A 23,453-nucleotide genomic window follows, 5' to 3' on the forward strand; every position below is an offset into this window, starting at 1 on the left:
CTGAATCAGCATTGTATCAGACGCAGTTCCTTTTTTCACAGCTGGTTCGGCAGGAACTTCAACAAATAGTGATGCATCTGAGCTGCTGATTTCCAGATCTGCAAGTTTTCGTTTCCAGTAATAGTAAGCGTGCTTTGTCAGCTGATTCAGTGCACACCAATCATCCAGTTTTAATCCGCTGGATTTTTTATCTGCTATTCTTCGCTGCCAAAGAGAAATGTTTTCATTTTTCATTTGATGCCTCCTAGAATTATTCTTTTAGGGAGCATATCATGATCTGGAGTTCTTTGGAATGACGCTGTTTTTTGAATCACTTACACTCCATCGTCCACAGAGATCGTTTATATAGAATATGGGATAATGCTCGGTTTAGGTGGCTTGTTTGGATTTTTTTAATTACAACAACATCACATTTTCAACCTGTCGGTTCGGTAGATACAGTCCACACTTTGCCTGTTCGGTATCGGTAGATGAGAACATATTTACTCAAAATTTCTAATGTCCAAAGCCCTCTATTTTCCATCCCGTTTGAGGAGTCTCATAAACCATACGGCAATCCCAAAACTGCTCTCCGCTGCTGATGGTCAACTCCTTTTTGTATTGAAGATTTACTGTCACTCTAAAGATTTTAGTGTTTTTATCGGGTTCATCAATCAGTTCGGTATTAAATAGTTTTGTGGATTTTAGGTTATCAAAACTTGATTTTGCTCCAATATCACTATCAGTTAACGGTAACCCAATCCCCTCGTTAAATAATTCCTCATTCTGAATGTTTGATGTTAAATTCCCAAGTAGAGCTTTTTTTGAAATACAGTATCCAGCTAATTTTGCATCTTTATTATCCAGTGCTGTGAAATATTCCTGGATTACCTGTTCCGGCTCTAATTTGGAGAGTCTTTCTTCGATATTATCCGCTCTGACCATACCATTAAGCCACCCGTAAATTGTTTTGCCGGTCACTTTTTCAAAACTATTCCCTCTTAGACTACAAGCGTTAAAAACACTATGACGACCAGCACTAATGAACGCGCCAATTATTTTGTCATCTTTCTTTACAACAATTCCCCTGGAATCCTGTATTGGATAAAACTCCTGAGGCATACTCTCATGGATTCGATAAATTTTAACGTCAATGTTGGCACTATTGGAATATCCGTTCATATCCAAACCTACATCCTTTGACAACTCATTATTATACGCAAAATAATATGCATTTGGATTAAAACCAGTTAAGACATTGATGTTGTTAAGTTTGTTATTCATAGCGCTAATTTGGTAATCCAGTGTCCATCCATACGTCTGAAACAGAGCCACCACATCGGCGTCATCTATATAAAAGTCGATGTTACTGTTCTCTAGAAATGAATCAATATAACGTGCAAAATCTGTTCCTAACTCATAAAGACCGCCATCTTTTACAATATAGGCTTTATTATACAGCGTATCGTAGTAAAGCTTGCAGCTATATCCGCCAATATCATTAGACAATTTTATCGAATACTGATTTGTATGATTATTCTCCAAGTCATCCTCCTGCACAGGTGTCAGGCTGGTTCTGAGCGTTGAATCGATGTATGCAACTATTGGGGAATGGGTTGTTTCAAACTGGTTTGCCGACTTAAAACCCATCATGTCGGATAGAAACTCAATCCTTACCCTATCATACTCGGTATGATACGCCACATCCGTTGTGCCCGAAGGACTAGATGCCGTTTCAATAATAGAAAGCATTGTTTCATAGTCGTTTTGGCCTATTGTGTAATATCTCCACTGTTCATTCATGCGAACCATCGCAAGAAGGGGTTCCGATTCGAAAAATCGTAGTTCTTGATCCTCATTCCATTCTATTTGCAGATCAGCTGATAGTTCTAGTGGTGAGTCCATTTTCTTTTCAGACCATTTGGCATTATCCAAATACTCCGCTATGGCTCGTGCTGAGACATTAAAGCCTTCATTCTTTCCCGGTGTACGGGAAACTAATAGTTCATTCTTTTGATATGATAATTTTGCAAGATTTTTGATGTTAAGCATCGATAAATCCTGTTTACTGACAGCAGGATTTGATAGCAGTGTGATACAAGTGCCAATCAAAATAATGACCGAAACAAGCACAACCCAAAATCTTGGTCTTTTATAATTCAACACGTTTTTAATCCTCCCTCTTACATTCCCCTCGCCAAAAGCAAGCGGACTTCCATTTAAAATGCGTCTTCCGATAGCAAGCGACAATAATGAATTAGCATAAGGTTTTTTTATATCTTCATGCATCTCTTTCAATACTCTTTCGTCACAGGAAAGTTCCATATCCGTACTCATTAACATGAATGCAATCCACACAAGGGGGTTAAACCAGTGGACGGACAGTGTTAGGAAAGCTAACACCTTAATGATGTGGTCTTTTCGGTGGATATGGGTTTGTTCATGTAGCAAAATATAGCTTCTTTCGGTAGCGTTAAGTCCAACAGGTAAATATATCTTGGGTTTTATTAATCCAAGCACAAACGGTGTTTTCAAATTCTTAGCTTCGAAGATATTGTTCTCTATTATTTGTGCACTTTTAAGCTGTCTTTTTAAGATCAAAATTGATACAAGGCTATAAATAAGTAATGCTATTATGCCAAAAACCCAGATATACGCCCCTATTTCCACATATATCTGAAGTGGATTCACACTTGCCCCAATAGTCGGTGCAGGAAGTGATTCGCTTACAAATGAATCTACCACTCCTATCCCACTATTAATCTGCGGACTTTGCTGATAGATGATATCATGGGGGATCGGAACAGCATTCGTATTCCGTGGCATTAGACTAAACATGCTTTCAAAGGAGAATGGAATTATAAGGCGAAAAGCGACCACACCCCATAAGGCATAGGAGATGACTTTTGGCACTTTTTTAAGTAATAGTCTGATGAGTATCACAAAAAGGATTACATAGCTTGCCGTAAGGCTCATATTTAAAACAGTAAGAAATAGTTCACTCATTGCTACACCTCCTTGTGCTCATCAATCAATCTTTTCAACTCTTCGGCTTGATTATTACTTAATTTTTTACCACTGATAAAAGATGTTAGAAATTTCGGCAGTGACCCTCCAAAGGTATCCTCAACAAAACGTATACTTTGCTTGGCATAATATTCATCCTTTGAAGTTTGAGATGAAACCACCGCATTTTCATTTTGAAAAATGCCCTTTTTACATAACTTTTTAAGTACTGTATATGTTGTAGACTTTTTCCAATTCATTTCTTTTTCACTTAGCTTCACAAGATCGCCGGAACCAATCGGTTCGTTCTGCCAGATTAATTCAGCAAACTTTTCTTCAGTTTCTGCGAGTTTATAATATTTCATGATAAACCTCCTTGGTCTATTCAATATCGACTTTATTTTATAAGTCTATACCCGATAGACTAAAATGTCAATGATAATTTATGATGTATTACAAAATATTCACAGTTGCATTGTTTAATTAAAGAAACAGTCAACTAATAAAACTTATCTCCAAGTTGACGGTAAAAAAAAATGCTGTGTTTATGAACTCTATTGACATTTTCACTCTAACCAGTTAGACTCTATGTATACTCTATTGCATTAGAGAAAGGAGCGGCTAGTATGGAGACACCGAAAGTATTTGAGAGCGAATATCGCTTTTGTCTTATTCTGTGGGAACATGAGCCTATCGGAAGCGGCGAGCTTGTAAAGCTGTGTAAAAAGCAGCTCGACTGGAAGCCCACCACCACATATACGGTCATCAAACGCCTTTCCGAACGTGGTATTCTGAAAAACGAAAACTCAATCGTATCTTCGTTAATTTCAAAGGATGAAGTGCAGGCTGCCGAGATCGATGAGCTTGTAGAAAAGAAATTTGAGGGTTCGCTACCGGCTTTTATAACTGCATTTACAAAGCACCAGCAGATTTCAGATAAGGAGATCGATGAAGTACAGAAAATGATTGATCGATACAGGAAGGGGGATCGCAATGGCTGATATATTCTTCAAATTTATCAACATGAGCATATCCGCAAGCTGGCTTGTGCTTGTTGTGATCATTCTAAGATTATTACTAAAAAAGGCCCCAAAATGGCTGAATCCTGTGCTATGGGGAATCGTCGGTCTGCGGCTCGTTTTGCCCTTTTCCTTCGAAAGCATCCTGAGCCTGATCCCTACTGCGGAAACAATCAGCCCGGAAATTATTTACTCTCAGGAACCTATAATTCATAGTGGTATTCCTGCATTAAACAGCGTGGTCAATCCCATCATTACGGAATATTTTGCCACCAATCCTACGGCCAGTGCAAATCCACTGCAAATATGGATTCCAATAGCTGCTATCGTTTGGACTGTTGGCATCGCCACCATGCTTATCTATACGGTTATCAGTTATCTGCATCTAAGCAGGCGGGTAAAGACTGCCGTGTTGCTCCGGGATAACATCTATCAGAGTGAAAATGTTGCATCGCCCTTTGTGCTTGGCATATTGCGCCCTCGCATCTATCTGTCATTTAATATGAACGAAAAAGATATATCTCATGTAGTTGCCCATGAATAAACGCACATCAAGCGGCATGATCACTGGATCAAGCTATTTGGCTTTTTACTGCTTGCTTTGTACTGGTTCAATCCTGTGTTGTGGGTGGCGTATATTCTTCTCTGCCGGGATATTGAGCTCGCCTGTGATGAGGGAGTGATCAAAGAATTGTGTGCAGATCAGCGGGCGGATTATTCGGATGCGCTACTTTCATGCAGTGTGCCACGACGCATGATTGATGCATGTCCGCTTGCTTTCGGAGAGATTGGTGTGAAAGAGAGGGTGAAAAACGTGCTGAATTATAAAAAGCCTACTTTCTGGCTTGTCTTCGTTGCTATTATCATCTGCCTCGTCGTGGCTGTATGCTTTCTAACAAATCCAAAGAAGGCTCCAATCTCTTTCAGTACTATTCAGATAACTTGGGCTAACACATTAGATATGAGACCTAACGAGCCGACATCTTACAAATTGAATGACGCAGAGCTTGGTGAACTAAAAGACCGTCTGCGAGATTTGGAGATTGGCAGAAAAAATAATGATTATGGCGGTTTTACGCCTGTGTATTCGCTGTCAATAAAAGCGCAAGGCATGGAGCAATTCATGATTGCAAGCTACAACAGCGACGGCACTCATGTAGGTTTGATGTATCAGGGGGAATATTACCGAATTGAGAATGACGATTTTTCAAGATACCTCAGCAACATCTGTGCCGGGAGCAACAGATCTGATGCACCCGGTAATAAAGGCGGGTTATCTCTCAATGATGTGATTATTCTTTCTCAAAAAGGTGAAGAGCTCTCGTGGGAAGATTTTGAACAATTTTCTTATGTAGAAGCCGGCTCTGGCCTCTATATCCGTGTTTATGAAATCAATCCTTTGTTCTCACTTTGGATAGGCGGAGGCAATCCCGATAATGAGCCAATGTATATCAGCCTTCGCACTAATACGGAGCCGGAGGATGCCATAGACATTCGAACAGAGGATGTAGCGGCTTTTATCAGCAAGCATAGAGATGATCTAGCTGAAACCTCGCCTCCAGTCTCTGACCCAAACGAAGATATGGAGCTAATGCCCGGTGGTTTGCCGAGGGTTTCTTCTGAAAATAACGAATTAAACAAGGCGTTTATTAACGCAAAACTGCTCCCCGATACCTATTGGGAAACCGACAACAAGACGAATCTGCCTATAGAAGGCGCAGCCGTTTCTATACCATCCGGCCGACTGGCTTTTGCGTTCCTGCCAACTCGTCCTCGCGAGGAAGAGTCCATATTCATTGACGAAGCGACGCTGAAACAGATCATCAGCGAAATCAACGTCGCAAAAGTATTGCCAAAAGCATCTCGCATCGATTGGGCGCAGGCTGATTTTCAAGACTATCGGCTCAACCTGTATATTCTTACCGACGGGAACGTCTACAATCGCATTGAACTTTGGGGCCCCATTCGCCACAAAAAGGATGTTTATGTGGATATCAGCGTAAGGAGTGTTGACAGCACGTATGCTCATGAAAGCTGGCGTATTGAATCGTCCGCGCTTGGCCAAATACTCATTGATACTTGGGGGTCGAAATTTGATCTTAAACGCTTGCACGATGTAACTCGCATCGACATGCGTGTGCTAAATTTTCATGATACGACAAAAGTAGGCAATACAGCTACACTTGAGGGAGACGCAGCACAGGATATGGCTGAACGTATGCTCAAAACCGCAAAAATCGTAACAGGGTATGGAAGTTGCGGCTATAATATCGAGCTTTGCTTTACCTTTTCGGATGGTACCACTGAGCTTGGATGGCTCAATGGCGATAGTTGCACCGGTATCGCAATGGATAATGGACCTAACATCATGTTCGACAAGGAGATTACAAGGGAACTATATAAACTACTCGACTACGGGGATGATTTTATCTCAGATTAATTATTTATCCTCGTAGATGGTATCTTTTCAATCAGCTGTAGGATAAGCTGCTCATCGTATTTGTCCGGAAGATATGACAAATCGAAATATCTGGGAACCAATAAAGTATTTATCTAAAACAACACAACATTAAGAAAGACTGCACTAAAAGTTTTATCCTTCGGTGCAGTCTTTGCTTTCGAGCCTCCGCTTGAAGAGAGTCGGTCAAAAATTTACTTGGTTTCGTAAATCCCTAAGTTGAACACCCTTTCGAGCGCCTTCTTCTGGCGCCCATAAGCCTTAATCTACTAATGATTGCAAAGACAACGGGAGCCATCGTGTTCGGAATCCTCAACGCCTTTGTCCCGGTCCTGTTTGCATCATTTATGACAGACCTTTCTGGCATCAACTGGGGGTATGCAATTGCTGCAGTCGTCCTGATTGCCATCACCTCTACTTTTCTGGGTCTTTTTATTGCCGTCTCGGTCAGCGAGGTATTCGAAGCTCAGACATTCTCTAATTTTTTCCGCTTCCCTATGATGTTTCTGTGCGGTCTGTTTATTCCGATCAGCAGCCTGCCGGCGTTTCTGCGCCCCCTTTCCTACATCCTCCCCCTGACCTACGGCGCTGATATCCTGAAGCGCTCCATTAACGGATCAGGCAGCATCAGCCCCTGGATAGCCTTTCCTGTTCTTGTTGCCTTCGGCTTCACCCTCTTTATCATAAGCACCCGAAATATTAAAAAGAAGTGGATCCACTAAAAACAGATGCCCGGCCGGATTTCCCCGGCTGGGCATCTGTTTTTAGTATGTTTAATATTGCTATTCTATTAAAGCTGCTGCTTCTCGTTTCCGCTGCACCACTTCTTACAGGCCTCCGCCTTTTTACCGCACATGATGTTCTTAGAACCGCACGAGGGACACAGTCTCTTATCCTGTTCGAAATTAATTTCATACACAGTACCGCAGTCCATGCATTTGAATTTGCACAGGCTTGTCTTATAGCTACCGCCGCTTATACTGATCGCTTTCCCTTCGCTGAGAGCGATGGCAACCTTGCGCCTTGCCTCATCTATAATGTTCTGGAATGTTTGTCTGGAGACCTGCATCCTTTCTGCGCACTCCTCCTGATTAAGGTCCTCTACATCCTTAAGCCTCATTGCTTCAAGCTCCTCGACTTTTAATATAACTTCCTCAAGTTCACATTTCGGCTTTCCTAACGGAACAAAGTATGTATCGCTTGGGAAGAATTCCACTCTTCTGAATTTCGTTGGTCTGGCCATCTTTTTCCTCCTGAATCTATCCAATCTATTCTGCTACTATCATAACACCTAAAAGGGAGCGTGAAAAGACGATTTATTGTAACTGTTCAGAACCCCTGTCTCGCGAGGTGTTTTTATGCTGATTTTGCATAAAAACCCGAGACATTCGTGCGCCAAATTGCTGATTTTGCAATTTGTGTGCCTCATATGTCACTATGAAGGACGTAGTCCTGAATAGCTACGATTTATTTGTAGATATCCTTTAAATCTTTCCATTTTGAAACAAAACAGAAATAGCCTTTTCCATAAGTCTGGGCTGCACTTCCTGATATGTCCAGTGTTCAGGAAGCCTTTCAGACAGCTCGATTTTTTCCATCTCAAAATCAGGCATTTCGCCAAACCTGCTTATATCTCCAAAATACAGCATGCCGTAAGTCTCTTCATCATTCCGGACAATCCCGTCAAAACCATTGACAGAATAGATGCACACTGGCTTCAACGAATATTCCAAAGCGCCAGTCTCTTCATACAGCTCTCTTTTCGCCGTTGCCAGTATATCTTCCCCTTCTTCCCGGTGACCGCTGGGAAACTCATAGGTATCACGTTCCTTATGCTTGCAGAATACCCATTTCCCCTCTGACCTTGCTATTATGACAGCCAGTTTCAAAAGGCTGTCATCTGCTTCTTCATAAAACTTGATTTCTAACATGAACTTGTTCCCTCCATCAGTCAGAATTCCTTTCATTCCGTACAGCATTTACGAAGCGACGGCAGCATGGCACACACAAACGCCAGCAGGATTGCAAGAACACCAGATATCAAAAACCAGATATTGACGCCAATTACATCCACAAATGCAGCGGACAAAAGGAGGCCTACCGGCATCGCTACCATTGACAGGCTCATGGATAAGGAAAATACCCTTCCCAGATATTCCGGTTCTATCTTCAGCTGGAATATCGTTGTCAGAACGCCATAGTAAAACGGAATCGTGACACCCATCACAGCGGCTAAACCGCCAAAAATCCAGATAACTCCCGACGGTAGCAGCCCGGATATCAGAAGGCCGATTCCCATGACTCCGATCGATTTCTTTATGGCTCCGATTTTATCAATCTTTTCTCCCCATCTTCCCAGGGCAATGGAACCGATCAGCGTTCCTGATGCAAACAGAATTTCCACAATGCCGGCTTCTGTAAACGTGCTGCCGAAATAGGATATGCACATCAACGGATACAGGGTCCCTATGGGCATGTAGATGATTGCGTACAGCGCACTGATAAATAAAAGCGCTATCATCCCCTGTTCTTTCCTGATTACCGCGACGGCTTCCTTCGCTTCCCTTATCATATGGGGCGTTTGAGCTTCTTCGTCCCTGACCAGGGCCGGAATCTCAATGCTTGTTATGGTAACGGCTGCAAAAACGGCACCCGCAACATCCAGCAGGATGATTGTACTGATGTCCCATACCCCATACAGGGCAGCGGCAATTGCCGGACTCAGCAGCATAGAAACCGATTCCACTGCCTGGGAATACCCGGCATATTTGACCAGGTGCTCACCCGGCACAATCAGGGGGGTGACAGCCTGCAGTGAAGGCATATGAAAAGTCGTTCCAATGGAACGCACAAAAAGGACGGACATGATCAGCCAGATCGGTATCTCTGTGTAGAATCCCCAGACGACAAGTATGAGGGTTACTGCAGCAATCAGCAGATCTGATATGATCATGATTTTCTTTCTGTCATACCGGTCTACCAGTACACCTATGAAAGGCCCCAGAACAGCATGCGGCAGGAATCCTGCCATTGTGGCAAAGGAAAGGATGGCTGCCGAACCTGTTTTCTCCGTCATATACCATATGATTGCCATCTGTATGACCGAACTTGTCAAAATCGACACTGCCTGTCCCGTCCAAAGTATATAAAATCTGCGTTTCCATTCTTGTTTCTGTCTGTTCACTATACTCACCTTCTATCAGTCTCTGAAATTATAAATATTCAGGACTATGTCCTTCATGGTCTCACAGAGTGAAAGAAAAAACACTTTCACTCTTAGCGTTTGTGATTTCACCTTTGCAGGCAATTGAAATCACGGCACTTAATAATGCACACAAATTACACAAAGCTTAACAGAACCCGAACATTCTGCTAAGCTTTTCGATTTATATGCCCTGTATTATGCTGTACCCGGCACCGCCCTGTATACCGGAAAAAAATCGCCCGTATTGTCTATGCCATCCTCCGTCTTTCGCATGGCTGCTAATTGCGCATACTTTGCTTCATCAAATATTTTACTGCCAAGGCTGAATACATTGGCTTCATTCCTGTTGAAACCCTTCTTGAACCTGAACAGGCTGTCTTCCGAGCCACCCAGTCCTCCGCCCATATGAAAGGTATCAAATCCATTTTCACATCCCCAACATGCCGCCTCATAAATCATGAGCGCCATTGGGCTGAACTTCTGGTAGTCTATATTTCCGGCTGCCAGATGATAATGCATCTTTTGGTTTGCCATCAGAACTAATGCCATGGCAATGATTCTTCCCTCATAGACAGAATAGAACAGCATTGCATTGTATTTCAAATCATTAAGCAATGCATCAAAAAATTCTTTTTCAAAATAATAATAGCTTTTGGCATTCCTTCTATCCATGGTGGCCGTATAGAGGGTTATAAATTCCTGATACAGCCATGGACTCCTTCCCCAAAAGACCTCTACTCCTGATTCTGTCGATTTCTTGATTTCCCGTCGGGTATTGCCTGACAGCGCTTCTGTGATCTGCTCCTGTGAATCAAGATGGATAGATACGGTTTTACCCGCCTCACGTACCTGATAAATCTCTTCAAGGCCTGCGCTGTTATTCAGGACCGGGTGAAAACGCACAAACTCGCTGACGATTCCCCTATCTTTACAATAAAAACTATATTCCTCGTCAAAACGTTTCAGGCTGTCCTCTCCGACTTCCCCCTCTATTAGAAAACCTCCGTAACCATATGGCGTGGCGATGTCAAAATAAGCGCCCTCCTCCAGTTTCCCACTGAAATGCGGGGCTTTGCTTATGTCCCTTTTCATCACTACATTAATTGCCCGTATCCCGTCGCCCTCATAATAGAAGAGGATGGGCTCACCGTCTCCGTGGAACTGCAGCGACTTCGCATAACCCGAAAGATAATATACATCATATTTTTCAAAGGTATTAACTATCTTATCCCATTTATCTGATTCATCAATCATAATTTCAGATATCATAATTTCACTTCCTGTCTGCGTTTGGTCTCCAAAATCGTATTGATATTTATAAATCTAATACTTAAAGTATATCTGTATTAACGCCAATAGTCAAATACCGAATTCCAGATTTTACTCCAGCCGCAGCTGATCCTCTGGCATCTCCAGATTAATCGGTTCCCCTTTTTTCTCCAGTTCGGCGGTCCTGTCTTTCGGCACAAACCAGCAGACCTGTGCTTCCTCAGGCGAGAGACTGCCGCCTGCCAACATTCCCATACAGAAAGGTATCATTGGAATTTCTAGAGCACATTCAGATGGCTCAGCAGAATCCTAAGCCCAATCAGAATCAGAATTGCACCACCAGCAATTTCAGCCTTGCTTTTGTACTTCGATCCAAAATAACTTCCGGCGAATACCCCGAAAAAGGAAATGATGAAGGTTGTTACTCCGATCAGCGAAACTGCCGGAATGATATCCACCTTCAGGAATGCAAAGGTAACGCCGACTGCGAGGGCATCTATACTTGTCGCAACTGCCATTCCGACAAGCTCCCTGATATTCAGGACTTCGCCTTCAATGGGACAAAGGGTCTCCTCTTCTTCCTTTTTACCGCCAATGCCTTCCCTAAGCATGCTCGATCCAATGAATCCAAGAAGTACAAATGCAATCCAGTGATCGATACTGGTAATATAGTTTTCAAACTGTTTCCCGAGAAACCAGCCAATCAGAGGCATCAGACCCTGGAAGCCGCCAAAAAGCAGCCCGATTATCAGGCTGTTCTTAATATATACTTTTTTCATGCACAGACCTTTACAGACCGCCGCTGCAAAAGCATCCATGGAAAGACCGATTCCGACAAGCAATAACTCTAAAAATCCCATTTTTTCTTTCTCCCGTTAATATTAATTTAATCAAAACCTATCCGGCGGGAGCAAAACGCAAGAAAGCCGCCCTTTGCCACCGCCGGATCATTTTCCGACTATGATTTTCTGAAGTTGTTGATATCCCTGACTATTTCCTTTACATCTTTGATCGTCCTGTCAAAAATCCCGGCCTCGAACAGATTGATGATGATCATTCCTACGGGTACCGCGATTATCATACCGAGCACGCCGCTGAGTTTATATCCCGTATACATGAATATCAGGGTCGGAAGGGGGTTGAGCCCCATGGTCTCTCCCAGTATCTTCGGCTGTATAAGCTGCCTGATCAGCTGGCTTGCTCCGTATATGACAAGCAGGCCCACTCCCATCTTAACATCTGAAGTCAGAAACTTGACAATCGCCCATGGTATCAGGACTGTGCCCGTTCCCAGGAAAGGAAGAAAATCCAATATTGCTATCACAAGAGCCAGGAAGATGGAATAACGTACTCCCAGTATCAGGAATCCGGCGAAAAGTATCACTGCCACAATCCCCATTATCTTAAACTGGGCCTTGAAGTATCCACCGACAACACGCTTCAGATTATTGCCAACTATACTGTAGTTCAGTTTTATCGATTCCGGAACATTCTTCTTTGCCCATGCAGAAATTTTTTCTTTCTCGATAAGCATGAAATAAGATGAAAGAATCGTGATTATGATTGCAATAAGCATGGCTGGCAGATTGGATGCCAGTTTCTTCACAGCCTCTATAGTAGGCACGCTTAATGTCTCCACTGCTTTCCCAATATAAGCACTGAAATTCTTTCCAATTTCCGTAATACTCTCCTGGACGCCCGACGGAAGCCTGTCATAAATAATCTTGAATTTATCTCCTACCTGCTCAAAGTCTGCCAAAAGAGATTTGTACATGGCTGGCGCATTTGACAGGAACTCTGATGCCTCTTTCACAATCTTTGCGATGCCAAAGTATCCTCCAAGGACAATCAGCCCAAGGACCACGATGATAATGCCCATAGAACTGTGCTTACGAAGGATTTTGACTTTTTTCTCAAGCACCTTCACAAGAGGATTCGCAATCATGGCGATGATCCAGCCTATGAGAAACGGCATAAAGAAAACTGCTACTTTCGGCCCTATATAGACCACCAAAAACAACCCCAGAATCAACACCATGAAATTCGTCAATATCTTTAAATATTTTACTGAATACTTCATCTGCACCACCCCTGGCTTTTTTCTTTATTATAACAGATGTATATTGGTTTTTCTCCCAAAACTTACATGTTTTGCAGCTGGATATTCAGACCGCGCTGTGTATCGGATCCTGATCGCCCCATTCCTATTCCGCAGCGCTGTTGTCCTTGTCCGCCGTTTCTACATTCTCTGCAGCGTCCGCTTCTACATTTTCATTCTCTTCAGAATCTTCTGCTGTCTCACCCGCCAGAATCTGGTCAATAATAGCCATAATTTCATCCTTGCCCTGCTTTGAAAGGGACGAGAATGGAATGACTACAGTACCAGGTACCACATTCAGGCCTGTCTTGATCATCTTGACGTGCTTCTGGAGCTGGCTTCGTTTGAGCTTGTCCGCCTTTGTCGCTATGATGATTGGATCGTACCCCTGATTCAGGATCCAGTCATACATATGCCTGTCATTTTCAGAAGGCTCATGCCTGATGTCGATCAGCAGGAATACCGCCTTCAGCTGATCCGAACTCCTTAAGTATTTCTCGATCAGCTTGCCCCATTTTGCCTTGGCTTCCAGGGATACCTTCGCATATCCGTATCCCGGAAGATCCACAAAATAGATCTCCTCGCTTATGTTGTAGAAATTGATAGTCTGTGTCTTGCCTGGCTGTGCGGAAGTCCTTGCGTAGGATTTCCTGTTCATCAGGGCGTTGATGAGGGAGGATTTTCCTACGTTGGATTTTCCGGCAAAGGCTATTTCCGGTTTTTCATTTTTAGGCAGAACGGAGGTTACTCCGCATACTGTCTCTAGATTTACGCTTCTAACAATCATTATTTCTTCTCCTTTTTTCCGGCATCCTGCCCTTTGGCAAATGCCAGAGGAAGTACATCTTTCATGGTTTCCGCATAAATGATTTCAATTCCTCTTTTTATCTCCATGGATATTTCAGCTATATCCTTTTCGTTGTTTTTAGGTACGATTACGGTTTTGATTCCCGCATTCTTTGCCGCGAGTATCTTTTCCTTCAGCCCGCCTACCGGAAGCACTCTTCCTCTTAATGTGATTTCACCGGTCATTGCCAGGTCTGCCCTGACAGGTTTCCTGACTACTGCCGAAATCATGGCTGTTGCCATTGTGATGCCGGCGGAAGGTCCGTCTTTTGGAACTGCACCTTCCGGAATATGGATATGGATGTCATGTGTGGCAAAGAAGTCCTCTGGTATTTCGAATTCCGTGCTTAAGGAGCGGATATAGCTGATGCCGGCCATTGCCGATTCCTTCATGACATCCCCCATCTGTCCCGTAAGCCTGAATTCACCTTTTCCAGGCATTACATTTACTTCTATCTGGAGGGTATCACCGCCTGCACTTGTCCATGCGAGTCCTCTTACGATACCGATTTCGTCTGTCACGTTGGCTGCCTCGTACTGGAAAACTGCATTGCCAAGATATTTCTCGAGATTGGACTCCGTTATTTTTACGGACTTCTTTTTCTTTTCGAGAATCTCTCTGGCCGCTTTCCTGCAGAGCTCTCCGATCTCTCTTTCCAGGCTTCTTACGCCTGACTCCCTTGTATGTCCGCTGATGATATTTTTAAGCGCTTTCGGGGATATGACCAGCTGCTGTTCTTCAAGACCGTGCTTCTTCTTCTGTTTCGGAATGAGATGCTCTGTTGCGATGTGGATCTTTTCATTTTCCGTATAGCTTGTCACTTCAATGATTTCCATCCTGTCCAGAAGTGGTTTCGGTATCGTCTGAAGAGAGTTTGCAGTAGTGATGAACATGACTTCCGACAGGTCTATGGGTATTTCGATATAGTGGTCCCTGAATTTTACATTCTGCTCGGAATCGAGAACCTCCAGGAGGGCAGATGCCGTATCTCCCTTGTAGTCGCTGCTCACCTTGTCTATTTCATCAAGGAGCATGAGGGGATTCTTTACGCCTGCGGACTTTATTCCTACAGCAATTCTTCCCGGCATGGCTCCCACATAGGTTTTCCTGTGTCCCCTGATTTCGGCCTCATCCCTGATTCCTCCGAGGGAAATACGGACATATTCCTTGTTCAGGGCTCTGGCTATGGATCTGGCTATGGAGGTCTTTCCTGTTCCCGGAGGGCCCACCAGGCAGATGATCGGTGTGGTTCCCTTTTTCGTAAGAATCCTTACTGCAAGGAATTCAAGCACCCTCTCCTTCACTTTCTCAAGTCCATAATGGTCCTCATTCAGAATCCTTTCGGCGTTCCTGATATCCTCATTGTCCTCCGACGCTTTTTCCCAGGGCATCTCCAGCAAGGTTTCTATATAGCCCCTTTCGACTGCGCTCTCAGAAGAGTTCGGTCCTATGCTTTTAAACCGTTCAATCTCTTTGATGATCTTCTCTTTGACTTCGTCACTTGCCTGAAGGTTCTCCACCTCAGCCATGAAGCGGTCTGCATCGGAAGTGGACGGATCCTCGCCCAGCTCTTCCTTGATCAGCTTCAGCTGCTCTCTCAAAAGATATTCCTTCTGGTTCTTATCCACCTTCTCTTTTACCTTGGTCTGGATCTCATGCTTGATCCGCATGATTTCGACCTCGTTGCTCAGGATCACAGAAAGGAGCTCATATCTTTCTTGTATATTGTCGGCTTCCAGAAGCCTCTGTTTTTCCTCGTAATAAAGCGGTATGTTTGTTATGATTGCATCCATCAGCTCTTTCAGTCCCTGGACGCTTCCAACCGTAACTGGAAGTTCTCTCGGAATTCTCGTATTGCTGTTGCTGTATATAAAGAATATCTCTTTCAGGTTCCTGATCATAGCTTCCGATGTGGCAGGTGAAAATGGGAAAAGGTCTTCCTCTTCGAGAATCTCGATGTTTGCCGTAAGCATATCATCCGTCTCCTCAAATCCGCTGAGCTCCGCCCTCTCTTTTCCTTCCACAAGCACCCTTAACACATTATTGGGCAGCTTGATTACCTGCTTGATTTCAGCCAGCGTGCCTATTTTGTACATGCTGTTGAAATCAGGATTTTCATCATCTATTTCTTTCTGCGTGACAAGAAAAACCTGCTGATCCTCCAGCATGGCATTTTCAATTGCCTTAACGGATTTTTTCCTGCTAACGTCAAAATGTATTACCATTCCAGGAATGATAGTCATGCCTCTCAATGCTACTGCCGGCAATTTTCTGAAACGATCACTCATTTTAGTTCTCCTTTACTGAATGACAAATGTGGATGCAGAAATATCATTTTGGCTGATACCCACATCCACATCATCTTTTCTGCATTATTTAAGCTGTCTCGTCATCAGCTTTCTTTAATATCTTGCTTGCTATTGATTTCTTTTTCGGAGACTGTGAATCCCTTCTTGTAATGAGCGGTTCACCAGTTCCTTCTGCTGCCTCTTTCGTTATATGGCAGGATTCAATCGTTTCATCTGAAGGAATCGTATACATAAGATCCATCATAACGTGTTCCATGATTGAACGGAGCCCTCTGGCGCCGGTTTTTCTTGCAAGGGATTTTTCGGCGATCACTTCGATCGCTTCCCTGTCAAAACTCAATTTCACGCCATCCAGTTCAAAAAGCTTCTTGTACTGCTTGATGATGGCACTCTTTGGTTCTGTCAGAATTCTCACAAGCGCTTCCTGATCCAGCGCATCGAGAGAAACCGTAATCGGAACACGTCCTACAAATTCCGGAATAAGTCCGAATTTCACGAAGTCCTGCGGAAGCGCCTGTTTCAGTATGGTTCCAACGTTTTCTTCTTTCCTGTGGGCGATTTCCGCATTGAATCCTATGGATTTCTGATCCATTCTGGTTTCGATTATCTTATCGAGACCTTCAAACGCACCGCCGCAGATAAACAGAATGTTTGTGGTGTTTATCTGGAGAAGCTCCTGATGAGGATGCTTCCTTCCGCCCTGTGGCGGCACTGAAGCCACTGTTCCTTCTATTATTTTCAGAAGAGCCTGCTGTACGCCTTCACCAGATACGTCCCTGGTAATGGATGCATTTTCTGACTTTCTGGTTATCTTATCGATCTCATCGATATAGATGATGCCGTATTCCGCTTTTTCTATATTGTAGTCGGCCGCCTGAATAAGCTTTAACAGGATATTCTCCACGTCCTCGCCTACGTAACCTGCTTCCGTAAGTGCTGTAGCATCCGCAATCGCGAAGGGTACATTCAGAAGCTTTGCAAGGGTCTGGGCAAGAAGCGTCTTGCCTGAACCTGTAGGTCCGAGCATCAGGATATTGCTTTTCTGCAATTCCACTTCAAGATCTTTTTCTGCCGTAATCCTCTTGTAATGATTGTAGACGGCAACTGAAAGAACTTTTTTTGCATCATCCTGGCCGATTACATAATCGTCAAGAAATGCCTTGATCTCTTCCGGCTTAAGCAGATTGATATCCTCTAAGATTTCCGGTTCGTTTTCAAATTCTTCTTCAATTATTTCCGCACAGATATCCACGCACTCGTCACATATATAAGCGCCGTTTGGTCCGGCTATTATTTTCCTTACCTGGTCCTGTGTCTTATTACAAAATGAGCATCTCACTTTATCTTCACTGTTTCTTCCTGGCATCATTTCACCTCTATTCTAAAAACTCTATCAAGTTGCATTAAGACCCCCACTAAACAGCAGGGGCCTTCATTATTTTGTCTGATTATCGGCTCGTAATTACGTTGTCGATGATTCCGTATGTTTTTGCTTCTTCCGAGTTCATGTAGTGATCTCTTTCGGTATCGACTGCAATCACTTCAATCGGCTGTCCTGTGTTTGCCGCTAAAATCTCGTTCAATTTTCTTTTTGTCTCAATGATTCTGTCTGCTATGATTTTGATATCAGTAGCCTGACCCTGAGCACCGCCTGATGGCTGATGAATCATGATTTCTGCATTCGGAAGAGCGAATCTCTTGCCTTTTGCACCGCCTGCCAGGAGGAATGCTCCCATGCTGGCTGCCATTCCCACGCAGATTGTAGATACATCTGACTTGATATAATTCATCGTATCATAGATCGCCATTCCTGCAGTTACTGAACCGCCAGGGCTGTTGATATAAAGATGTATATCTTTGGAAGGATCTTCTGATTCTAAAAATAAAAGCTGGGCAACAATCAGGCTCGCTGTTGTTTCATTAACTTCTTCTCCCAGAAATATGATTCTTTCCTTTAAAAGTCTTGAATAAATATCGTAGGATCTTTCTCCCCTGCTTGTCTGTTCAATGACATAAGGTACTAAACTCATGCTGCTCCTCCTGTCTGTAAATCAAGTTGTTTTTGCAATTCCGGTTACCGTATCGACCAGAATTATTTTTCTACAGCTGCATCTGTTACTAAAGTAACTGCCTGCTGAACTGCGATATCCATCTTCATCTGTTCTCTTTCGCCTTCACCGATCAGTTCAGCTAATTTTTCAGCTTCCATTTTGTACATAACTGCCATGTCTGCGATTTCTTTTTCAATCGCTTCTTCGCTTACTTCAATGTTTTCAGCCTTAACGACAGCTTCTAATACTAATCTGCTCTGGATTCTCTTAACAGCCTGTGGTTTCATCTGCTCTAATAAAGTCTGAGCTGAAAGTCCTGTGAACTGGAAGTACTGTTCGATTGTAAGACCCTGTGACTGGATTCTCTGAGCGAAATCATCTGCCATCTGTCTAACCTGAGTTTCTACCATCGCATCTGGAATTTCCATAGTTGCGTTTTCGATAATCTTAGCGATTACAGCATCTTCTTTCGCTGTTTTAGCCTGGTTTTCTTTCTTTTCAGCAAGCTTTGCTTTGATGTCTGCTTTGTATTCTTCTATTGTATCGAATTCTGAAACGTCTTTAGCGAAATCGTCATCTGCTGCAGGAAGTTCTTTTTCTTTGATTCCTTTTACAGTAACTTTGAACATAGCAGCTTTTCCTGCTAATTCAGCTGCCTGGTATTCAGCTGGGAAAGTAACGTTTACTTCTACTTCTTTGCCGATTTCAGCGCCGATCAGCTGTTCTTCGAATGTGTCGATGAATGAGTGTGATCCGATTGTTAATGGGAAGTCTTCACCTTTTCCGCCTTCGAAAGCAACTCCGTCAACAAATCCTTCAAAATCGATGATTGTTTCATCTTTGTCCTGAACTGGTCTGTTTTCTACGTTTACGATTCTTGCGTTGTTATTTCTTTCTTTGTCGATTTCTGCGTTGATTTCTTCTTCTGTAACTTCTACAGCAGCTTTTTCTACTTCGATTCCTTTGTATTCTCCAAGAGTCACTTCAGGTTTAACAGCAACTTCAGCTGTGAAGATGAAAGGTTTTCCGCTTTCGATCTGAACAACATCGATAGATGGCTGGGAAACGATGTCAAGTCCGCTTTCTTTTGCCGCTGCTTCATATGCATCAGGAATGATTGCATTTGCTGCATCTTCATAGAAAGTTTCAACTCCGTACATTTTTTCTACCATTTTTCTAGGCACTTTGCCTTGTCTGAATCCTGGAACACTGATTTTTCCTTTATTTTTAAGATATGCGCCCTGGATCGCTTTTTCTAATTCTTCTGCTGATGCCTCGATTGTAAGTTTCACCATATTTTTTTCTAATTTTTCTACCTGTAAACTCATTTTACAATTTCCTCCTTATATATATGTGAAAAGTTTATATACTTATCCATATTTGCAGTCATTATAAAAGTATAGCATACCGACTTTTAAAATACCAGCATTTTTTTAGCTCCCTGCCGAAAATGCGCCAGTCCCTCGCCAGCAGACCATCCAGCCTGTTTCTTCCTAATATATAATAGAATCCTTAATGTCATCGGCTATCTGTTTATCCTTGAGCTGGGCTACCAGCGAAAGCGCAAAAGGGATTGCCGTTCCAAGCCCCCGGCTTGTGGTAATGTTTCCAGACACTTCTACGGCGTTTTCTGTTACTTTTGCCCCCTTAAGCCTGTCTTCAAACCCCGGATATGCAGTAGCCGTCCTGTTCTTCAAGATCCCCAGGTCCCCCAGAATACTCGGTGCCGCACAGATTGCAGCTATTTTCCTGTTCTGGTCATTGAAGGATTCCAAGAGCTTTCCTAGTTTCTTATGCTTTGCCAGATTCAGGGTTCCAGGCATGCCTCCCGGAAGAACCAGAACCTCCGCATCGCTGAAATCTGCCTTTTCAAAAATAAGATCTGTCTCTACGTTTATTTTATGGCCTCCGTCTACCCTTGTCGCTTCGGACACGGATACAGTCTTCACATCAATCCTTGCCCTTCTCAGGATATCGACGACCGTAAGTGCTTCGATTTCCTCAAAGCCTTCTGCAAGAAACACATATACTTTTCCCATTATGAACTCCTCCTTCTTTATGATGATCCCGCCTGTTTTTCGTTAGAATTATTCTAACAGATATGCCCCCGGATTGCCATATTTAGTTGATATTTTGCGATACAGGTATTACTATGATGTTGGGACAAAGGATATTTTGCCCCCTGATACCTACCGATTGTTGCGCACTTCGCTTTCACAATCCTAAAAACATTCGAAAGGAGATCTTTATGGAAATTGAGAGAAAATTTCTGATAGAAGCCCTTCCACCAGACCTCGACTCCTGCCGCTCCCATATAATAGAGCAGGGATATCTCTGCACTGAGCCCGTAATCAGGGTCCGCAGGGAGGATGACGATTACTGGCTGACCTATAAAGGCAAAGGCCTTATGGTCCGGGAGGAGCATAACCTTCCTATTACAAGGGAAGCCTATGAGCACCTGCGTGAAAAGGCTGATGGCAATCTGATCACGAAAAAGCGGTATCTCATCCCCTTGGACAACGGACTCACGATCGAGCTTGACATATTCGACAAACCCTTTGCTCCCCTTGTCATTGCTGAGGTGGAATTCGCTTCTGAAGAAGAAGCTGGGGGATTTGTCGCTCCTGACTGGTTCGGAAAAGAAGTTACTTTCAACAGCGAGTACCAGAATAGCAGTCTGAGCCGAAAGAAGTTCTGATCTTTTTTAGGTTCAGGACCTGTCTCGGGGAAACTTTTTCCTCATCGGATGAACATTCATAGAAAAAAACAGAAAGCCTGATAAAAGACGGCTGCGGTTTTGTGCCAGCTTCTGGCCATCTCCGCCATCCGTCTCCATCAGGCTTTTCTGTTTTTCCTTATCTTTTCCAGCATTTCTTCTACTGAAAGTACAGCCGTGGATGCTTCAGCCATTTCCCGTTCCACCAGCTTTTCCTGCCTCCTGGCATACGTTTCCACAATCTTCCATAGCAGCCCTCCAGCCAGACGCAGAATTTTGCTGCTACTCTTTCTGTATTTTAACGAGTATTCTAAAATCATCTTCATTCTTCTCTTCCTTTATCTTGCACATTCTTTGGTGCTGTTCATTTTTTAGCCAAAGGGTTTCACCGTTTTTCCGTTCTATTTAGCCTGTCTTCCCAATTATAGATAATTCCACGCTCAAGCGCAACTAAAAGTAGCAAACAATCATTTTCACTACTTTAAGTTGCATTTGGGGATATTTCACAAAGAAGTTGTTATAATATAGGCATTCTCATGTTCGGACAATAAATTGATGATCCCACACCGGAGGTTAAAGAATGCTTGGAATAAAGCTTGCTCAGCGGCTTAAAGAGCTCCGCGATTCAAAAAATCTGACTCAGAAAGTCCTTGCCGATCAACTCGGCATCTCCCGTCAGTCATATTCAAAATACGAACTCGGCAAATGCGAACCAGACATCACAAGCCTGATCAGGCTTGCAAGCTTTTATTCCATTTCCCTGGAGAGCCTGCTGGACGTGGATCTTTCAACCCTCGACAGCAATTTGGCTATTTCTGAAACCATGGCATACCACCTGGGCATCAACAAGGAAAGCAACAGTTTCCTGCACCTGAGCGGAACCGAGGCGAAAATCATCATGGATTTCCGCAAACTTTCCCCTGATGACCAGCGTGAATTACGCAACTACATCAGTTTTAAAATCCAGGAAAGCTGATTCTACAATAGCGCATGAACTTTTCTATAGGATGAAAAATGGCAGATAACTGTTCCGGTTATCTGCCACATGCCTTACTATATTGTCTTTTTCACATTCTGTAACTATTCAGTACGATCTCATTCATAGTCACACAGAACGAACTTAGCATTTATGATTTCACTTCTCGCAAGCAAGCACAATCACGACACTTGGTGATCCACACAAATTGCAGGACCTGCCTCAGCTTACCACCCTGAATTCGTACACATGTTGATTATTCTCTGCACGTAGGCAGTCGCCTCCGGAGTATTCTGCGTATTTGCATTTTTCATGATATTCTGAAAAACGCCGGCAAAAAATTCCATTGAGCTCGAGGTATCATAATTACTGTTATATGAGCTGCCGTCTGCCGATACATAACAGCCCTTTTCCTTCTCATAAATGTCCAGAAATCTGACAAAATCAGATCTCAGACATAAATGATAATCTAGATAATGTCCGAATTCATGGTCAACAGAAAGCGGAAGCCGGCTGCTGTCTGCAAGGTAGAATATGTGGGTCTTTCCAGCAGAACCGCTGAAAGACCCAATTGTACCTGCGTCTACTTTAGCCGCCACGCCCCTTTTTGATGCCGAAGAAGAAATATTCTTCGTGAGCACTACGATATTAGCGCCCTTTTTTCTGTTCTTAAAAGCCTCCCGTATATTTGACGGGATTTTTGCAAGTTCCTCTTTTAGTACCGTCAAAGTCTCCACATCCGCATCTGCATCCATTTCAAAGTTTCCAATCAGGTTCTTGATCTCTGAGACGAGTCCGTTCTTCCTGTCTGGAGCCGCTGTTTCGGATGATGATCCGGGTAATGGATTTGCTTCAGGTAGAGCTGATGACGTTTTAGGTACAGATGCCGGGGGTGCCGCATCGGATACGGTCTGCCCCGATGCTGGCGTTTCAGATGCAGGTGGCGGCGTCCCAGGTGCAGGGGCTGGCGGTTTTTGCGCTGGATTCGGTGTTGTTGGTGCTGGCGCCGGCGGTTTTTGTGCGGATGCCGGTATTGTTGTTGCGGACGCTGGTTTTTCAGTTCCCGGGGCCTGGATTCCGTTTTCCCCTATCTGCGTTTCCTGCTCCGCTGCCTGCATTTCTTCAGTCTGTAATGCTGTCTCTTCCGGCTCTCCTGTCATTCCTGTTTCGCCTGTTTCGTCTGCCAGGAAAATCTCATCATCTCCGGTTATCTCCGTAACCGCTTCCGATGCATCCGATATTCCTGACAGCATTCTGCCAGCCTCCTCCTGAAGCTCTCCCAGGTATGTTATATTCGTTAATTCTTTCGGGGCGCATCCAGTCAATGCCAGGCATAAAAATGCCGATAGCAGAGCCCTTCTGCATATTTCCTTTCTTGTTCTCATCTGTCCAATGTCCTCTGCTTCCAGCCATATCAAGAAATATTGTCAATATTGTATTTCCCCTTATTTTTCTCCCTTAACCAAATGAAGTTTTCCGGTAACTGTTCAGAACCCCTGTACCGCCCCCCCGGTATAAAC

The 23,453-nt window shown here is 43.5% G+C and carries 21 protein-coding genes and 2 pseudogenes; 5 read left to right on the forward strand and 18 right to left on the reverse strand.

Going from position 1 to position 23,453, the window contains the following annotated elements; translation table 11 throughout:
• The 3 genes from tnpA to BJR36_RS10035 form a co-directional block, all read right to left on the reverse strand.
• Nucleotides 1-234, reverse strand: a 234-nt coding sequence (gene tnpA / locus BJR36_RS10025; RefSeq protein WP_408605719.1) for an IS66 family insertion sequence element accessory protein TnpA, incomplete at its 3' end; no start/stop codon positions are given.
• A 261-nt stretch (nt 235-495) separates the two neighbouring features.
• Nucleotides 496-2,985, reverse strand: a complete 2,490-nt coding sequence (locus tag BJR36_RS20710; RefSeq protein ID WP_242875523.1) for a M56 family metallopeptidase — start codon at nt 2,983-2,985, stop codon at nt 496-498.
• 2 nt (nt 2,986-2,987) lie between these two features.
• The gene (locus BJR36_RS10035) at nt 2,988-3,350 is read right to left on the reverse strand and encodes a BlaI/MecI/CopY family transcriptional regulator (protein ID WP_091233598.1); all 363 of its coding nucleotides are present in this window, start codon (nt 3,348-3,350) and stop codon (nt 2,988-2,990) included.
• 261 nt (nt 3,351-3,611) lie between these two features.
• Here BJR36_RS10035 and BJR36_RS10040 point away from each other — a divergent pair, with 261 nt between their 5' ends.
• The 3 genes and pseudogenes from BJR36_RS10040 to BJR36_RS10055 all read left to right on the forward strand — a co-directional run.
• A complete protein-coding gene (locus BJR36_RS10040; protein WP_091233601.1) occupies nt 3,612-3,986 on the forward strand; it encodes a BlaI/MecI/CopY family transcriptional regulator in 375 nt (124 codons plus the stop codon).
• 22 nt (nt 3,987-4,008) lie between these two features.
• A pseudogene (locus tag BJR36_RS10050) lies at nt 4,009-6,444 on the forward strand (M56 family metallopeptidase).
• 260 nt (nt 6,445-6,704) lie between these two features.
• Nucleotides 6,705-7,184, forward strand: a pseudogene (locus BJR36_RS10055) (ABC transporter permease); the annotation flags it as partial.
• A gap of 68 nt (nt 7,185-7,252) precedes the next feature.
• Here the strand turns inward: BJR36_RS10055 and BJR36_RS10060 are convergent.
• The 13 genes from BJR36_RS10060 to BJR36_RS10115 form a co-directional block, all read right to left on the reverse strand.
• On the reverse strand, nt 7,253-7,705 hold the full coding sequence (locus BJR36_RS10060) for a DUF134 domain-containing protein (protein ID WP_091233610.1): 453 nt from the start codon (nt 7,703-7,705) through the stop codon (nt 7,253-7,255).
• A 241-nt stretch (nt 7,706-7,946) separates the two neighbouring features.
• Nucleotides 7,947-8,441, reverse strand: a complete 495-nt coding sequence (locus BJR36_RS10065) for an NUDIX hydrolase (protein ID WP_242875524.1) — start codon at nt 8,439-8,441, stop codon at nt 7,947-7,949.
• Nucleotides 8,426-9,646, reverse strand: a complete 1,221-nt coding sequence (locus tag BJR36_RS10070) for an MFS transporter (RefSeq protein ID WP_091233613.1) — start codon at nt 9,644-9,646, stop codon at nt 8,426-8,428. The genes BJR36_RS10065 and BJR36_RS10070 overlap by 16 nt, the downstream gene beginning before the upstream one ends.
• A 216-nt stretch (nt 9,647-9,862) precedes the next feature.
• A complete protein-coding gene (locus BJR36_RS10075; RefSeq protein ID WP_091233615.1) occupies nt 9,863-10,936 on the reverse strand; it encodes a lipid II:glycine glycyltransferase FemX in 1,074 nt (357 codons plus the stop codon).
• Between the two features lie 111 nt (nt 10,937-11,047).
• Nucleotides 11,048-11,191, reverse strand: a complete 144-nt coding sequence (locus tag BJR36_RS20300; RefSeq protein WP_169823657.1) for a hypothetical protein — start codon at nt 11,189-11,191, stop codon at nt 11,048-11,050.
• Between the two features lie 23 nt (nt 11,192-11,214).
• Entirely contained in the window at nt 11,215-11,796 is a 582-nt protein-coding gene (locus BJR36_RS10080; protein ID WP_091233618.1) for a manganese efflux pump MntP, read from the reverse strand.
• A 98-nt stretch (nt 11,797-11,894) separates the two neighbouring features.
• Complete coding sequence (gene ytvI, locus BJR36_RS10085) at nt 11,895-13,016, reverse strand: sporulation integral membrane protein YtvI (protein ID WP_091233621.1); 1,122 nt, start codon at nt 13,014-13,016, stop codon at nt 11,895-11,897.
• Nucleotides 13,017-13,140: 124 nt separating this feature from the next.
• A complete protein-coding gene (gene yihA, locus BJR36_RS10090) occupies nt 13,141-13,821 on the reverse strand; it encodes a ribosome biogenesis GTP-binding protein YihA/YsxC (RefSeq protein WP_091233624.1) in 681 nt (226 codons plus the stop codon).
• On the reverse strand, nt 13,821-16,169 hold the full coding sequence (gene lon, locus BJR36_RS10095) for an endopeptidase La (RefSeq protein WP_091233626.1): 2,349 nt from the start codon (nt 16,167-16,169) through the stop codon (nt 13,821-13,823). Before lon ends, yihA begins: the two co-directional genes overlap by 1 nt.
• Nucleotides 16,170-16,257: 88 nt before the next feature.
• Nucleotides 16,258-17,556 carry an ATP-dependent Clp protease ATP-binding subunit ClpX gene (gene clpX, locus BJR36_RS10100; protein ID WP_091233628.1) on the reverse strand — a complete coding sequence of 433 codons (1,299 nt, stop codon included), beginning with the start codon at nt 17,554-17,556 and terminating at the stop codon, nt 16,258-16,260.
• Between the two features lie 82 nt (nt 17,557-17,638).
• Entirely contained in the window at nt 17,639-18,220 is a 582-nt protein-coding gene (gene clpP / locus BJR36_RS10105) for an ATP-dependent Clp endopeptidase proteolytic subunit ClpP (RefSeq protein ID WP_091233631.1), read from the reverse strand.
• 62 nt (nt 18,221-18,282) lie between these two features.
• A complete protein-coding gene (gene tig, locus BJR36_RS10110) occupies nt 18,283-19,569 on the reverse strand; it encodes a trigger factor (RefSeq protein ID WP_091233634.1) in 1,287 nt (428 codons plus the stop codon).
• A 165-nt stretch (nt 19,570-19,734) separates the two neighbouring features.
• Entirely contained in the window at nt 19,735-20,280 is a 546-nt protein-coding gene (locus BJR36_RS10115; RefSeq protein WP_091233637.1) for a DJ-1 family glyoxalase III, read from the reverse strand.
• Nucleotides 20,281-20,489: 209 nt separating this feature from the next.
• Here BJR36_RS10115 and BJR36_RS10120 point away from each other — a divergent pair, with 209 nt between their 5' ends.
• The gene (locus BJR36_RS10120) at nt 20,490-20,939 is read left to right on the forward strand and encodes a CYTH domain-containing protein (RefSeq protein WP_091233641.1); all 450 of its coding nucleotides are present in this window, start codon (nt 20,490-20,492) and stop codon (nt 20,937-20,939) included.
• Nucleotides 20,940-21,076: 137 nt separating this feature from the next.
• Here the strand turns inward: BJR36_RS10120 and BJR36_RS10125 are convergent, their stop codons facing one another.
• Nucleotides 21,077-21,283 carry a hypothetical protein gene (locus BJR36_RS10125; protein WP_091233645.1) on the reverse strand — a complete coding sequence of 69 codons (207 nt, stop codon included), beginning with the start codon at nt 21,281-21,283 and terminating at the stop codon, nt 21,077-21,079.
• Between the two features lie 254 nt (nt 21,284-21,537).
• On the opposite strand from BJR36_RS10125, the gene BJR36_RS10130 reads away from it, so the two are divergent.
• Entirely contained in the window at nt 21,538-21,933 is a 396-nt protein-coding gene (locus BJR36_RS10130; protein ID WP_091233648.1) for a helix-turn-helix domain-containing protein, read from the forward strand.
• A 227-nt stretch (nt 21,934-22,160) separates the two neighbouring features.
• On the opposite strand, the gene BJR36_RS10135 is transcribed toward BJR36_RS10130, so the two are convergent.
• Complete coding sequence (locus BJR36_RS10135) at nt 22,161-23,318, reverse strand: hypothetical protein (RefSeq protein WP_139133538.1); 1,158 nt, start codon at nt 23,316-23,318, stop codon at nt 22,161-22,163.
• Between the last annotated feature and the right edge of the window lie 135 nt (nt 23,319-23,453).

It is taken from the genome of Anaerobium acetethylicum, from assembly GCF_900096945.1.
GTDB classification, from domain to species: domain Bacteria; phylum Bacillota; class Clostridia; order Lachnospirales; family Lachnospiraceae; genus Anaerobium; species Anaerobium acetethylicum.

Excerpts from the sequence above, each read along its gene's own strand:
- BJR36_RS20710 (WP_242875523.1), bottom strand. The coding sequence starts at position 2,985 with ATGAGTGAACTATTTCTTACTGTTTTAAATATGAGCCTTACGGCAAGC.
- BJR36_RS10035 (WP_091233598.1), bottom strand. The coding sequence starts at position 3,350 with ATGAAATATTATAAACTCGCAGAAACTGAAGAAAAGTTTGCTGAATTA.
- BJR36_RS10040 (WP_091233601.1), top strand. The coding sequence starts at position 3,612 with ATGGAGACACCGAAAGTATTTGAGAGCGAATATCGCTTTTGTCTTATT.
- BJR36_RS10060 (WP_091233610.1), bottom strand. The coding sequence starts at position 7,705 with ATGGCCAGACCAACGAAATTCAGAAGAGTGGAATTCTTCCCAAGCGAT.
- BJR36_RS10065 (WP_242875524.1), bottom strand. The coding sequence starts at position 8,441 with ATGCTGTACGGAATGAAAGGAATTCTGACTGATGGAGGGAACAAGTTC.
- BJR36_RS10075 (WP_091233615.1), bottom strand. The coding sequence starts at position 10,936 with ATGATATCTGAAATTATGATTGATGAATCAGATAAATGGGATAAGATA.
- BJR36_RS20300 (WP_169823657.1), bottom strand. The coding sequence starts at position 11,191 with ATGGGAATGTTGGCAGGCGGCAGTCTCTCGCCTGAGGAAGCACAGGTC.
- BJR36_RS10080 (WP_091233618.1), bottom strand. The coding sequence starts at position 11,796 with ATGGGATTTTTAGAGTTATTGCTTGTCGGAATCGGTCTTTCCATGGAT.
- ytvI (WP_091233621.1), bottom strand. The coding sequence starts at position 13,016 with ATGAAGTATTCAGTAAAATATTTAAAGATATTGACGAATTTCATGGTG.
- yihA (WP_091233624.1), bottom strand. The coding sequence starts at position 13,821 with ATGATTGTTAGAAGCGTAAATCTAGAGACAGTATGCGGAGTAACCTCC.
- lon (WP_091233626.1), bottom strand. The coding sequence starts at position 16,169 with ATGAGTGATCGTTTCAGAAAATTGCCGGCAGTAGCATTGAGAGGCATG.
- clpX (WP_091233628.1), bottom strand. The coding sequence starts at position 17,556 with ATGCCAGGAAGAAACAGTGAAGATAAAGTGAGATGCTCATTTTGTAAT.
- clpP (WP_091233631.1), bottom strand. The coding sequence starts at position 18,220 with ATGAGTTTAGTACCTTATGTCATTGAACAGACAAGCAGGGGAGAAAGA.
- tig (WP_091233634.1), bottom strand. The coding sequence starts at position 19,569 with ATGAGTTTACAGGTAGAAAAATTAGAAAAAAATATGGTGAAACTTACA.
- BJR36_RS10115 (WP_091233637.1), bottom strand. The coding sequence starts at position 20,280 with ATGGGAAAAGTATATGTGTTTCTTGCAGAAGGCTTTGAGGAAATCGAA.
- BJR36_RS10120 (WP_091233641.1), top strand. The coding sequence starts at position 20,490 with ATGGAAATTGAGAGAAAATTTCTGATAGAAGCCCTTCCACCAGACCTC.
- BJR36_RS10125 (WP_091233645.1), bottom strand. The coding sequence starts at position 21,283 with ATGAAGATGATTTTAGAATACTCGTTAAAATACAGAAAGAGTAGCAGC.
- BJR36_RS10130 (WP_091233648.1), top strand. The coding sequence starts at position 21,538 with ATGCTTGGAATAAAGCTTGCTCAGCGGCTTAAAGAGCTCCGCGATTCA.
- BJR36_RS10135 (WP_139133538.1), bottom strand. The coding sequence starts at position 23,318 with ATGAGAACAAGAAAGGAAATATGCAGAAGGGCTCTGCTATCGGCATTT.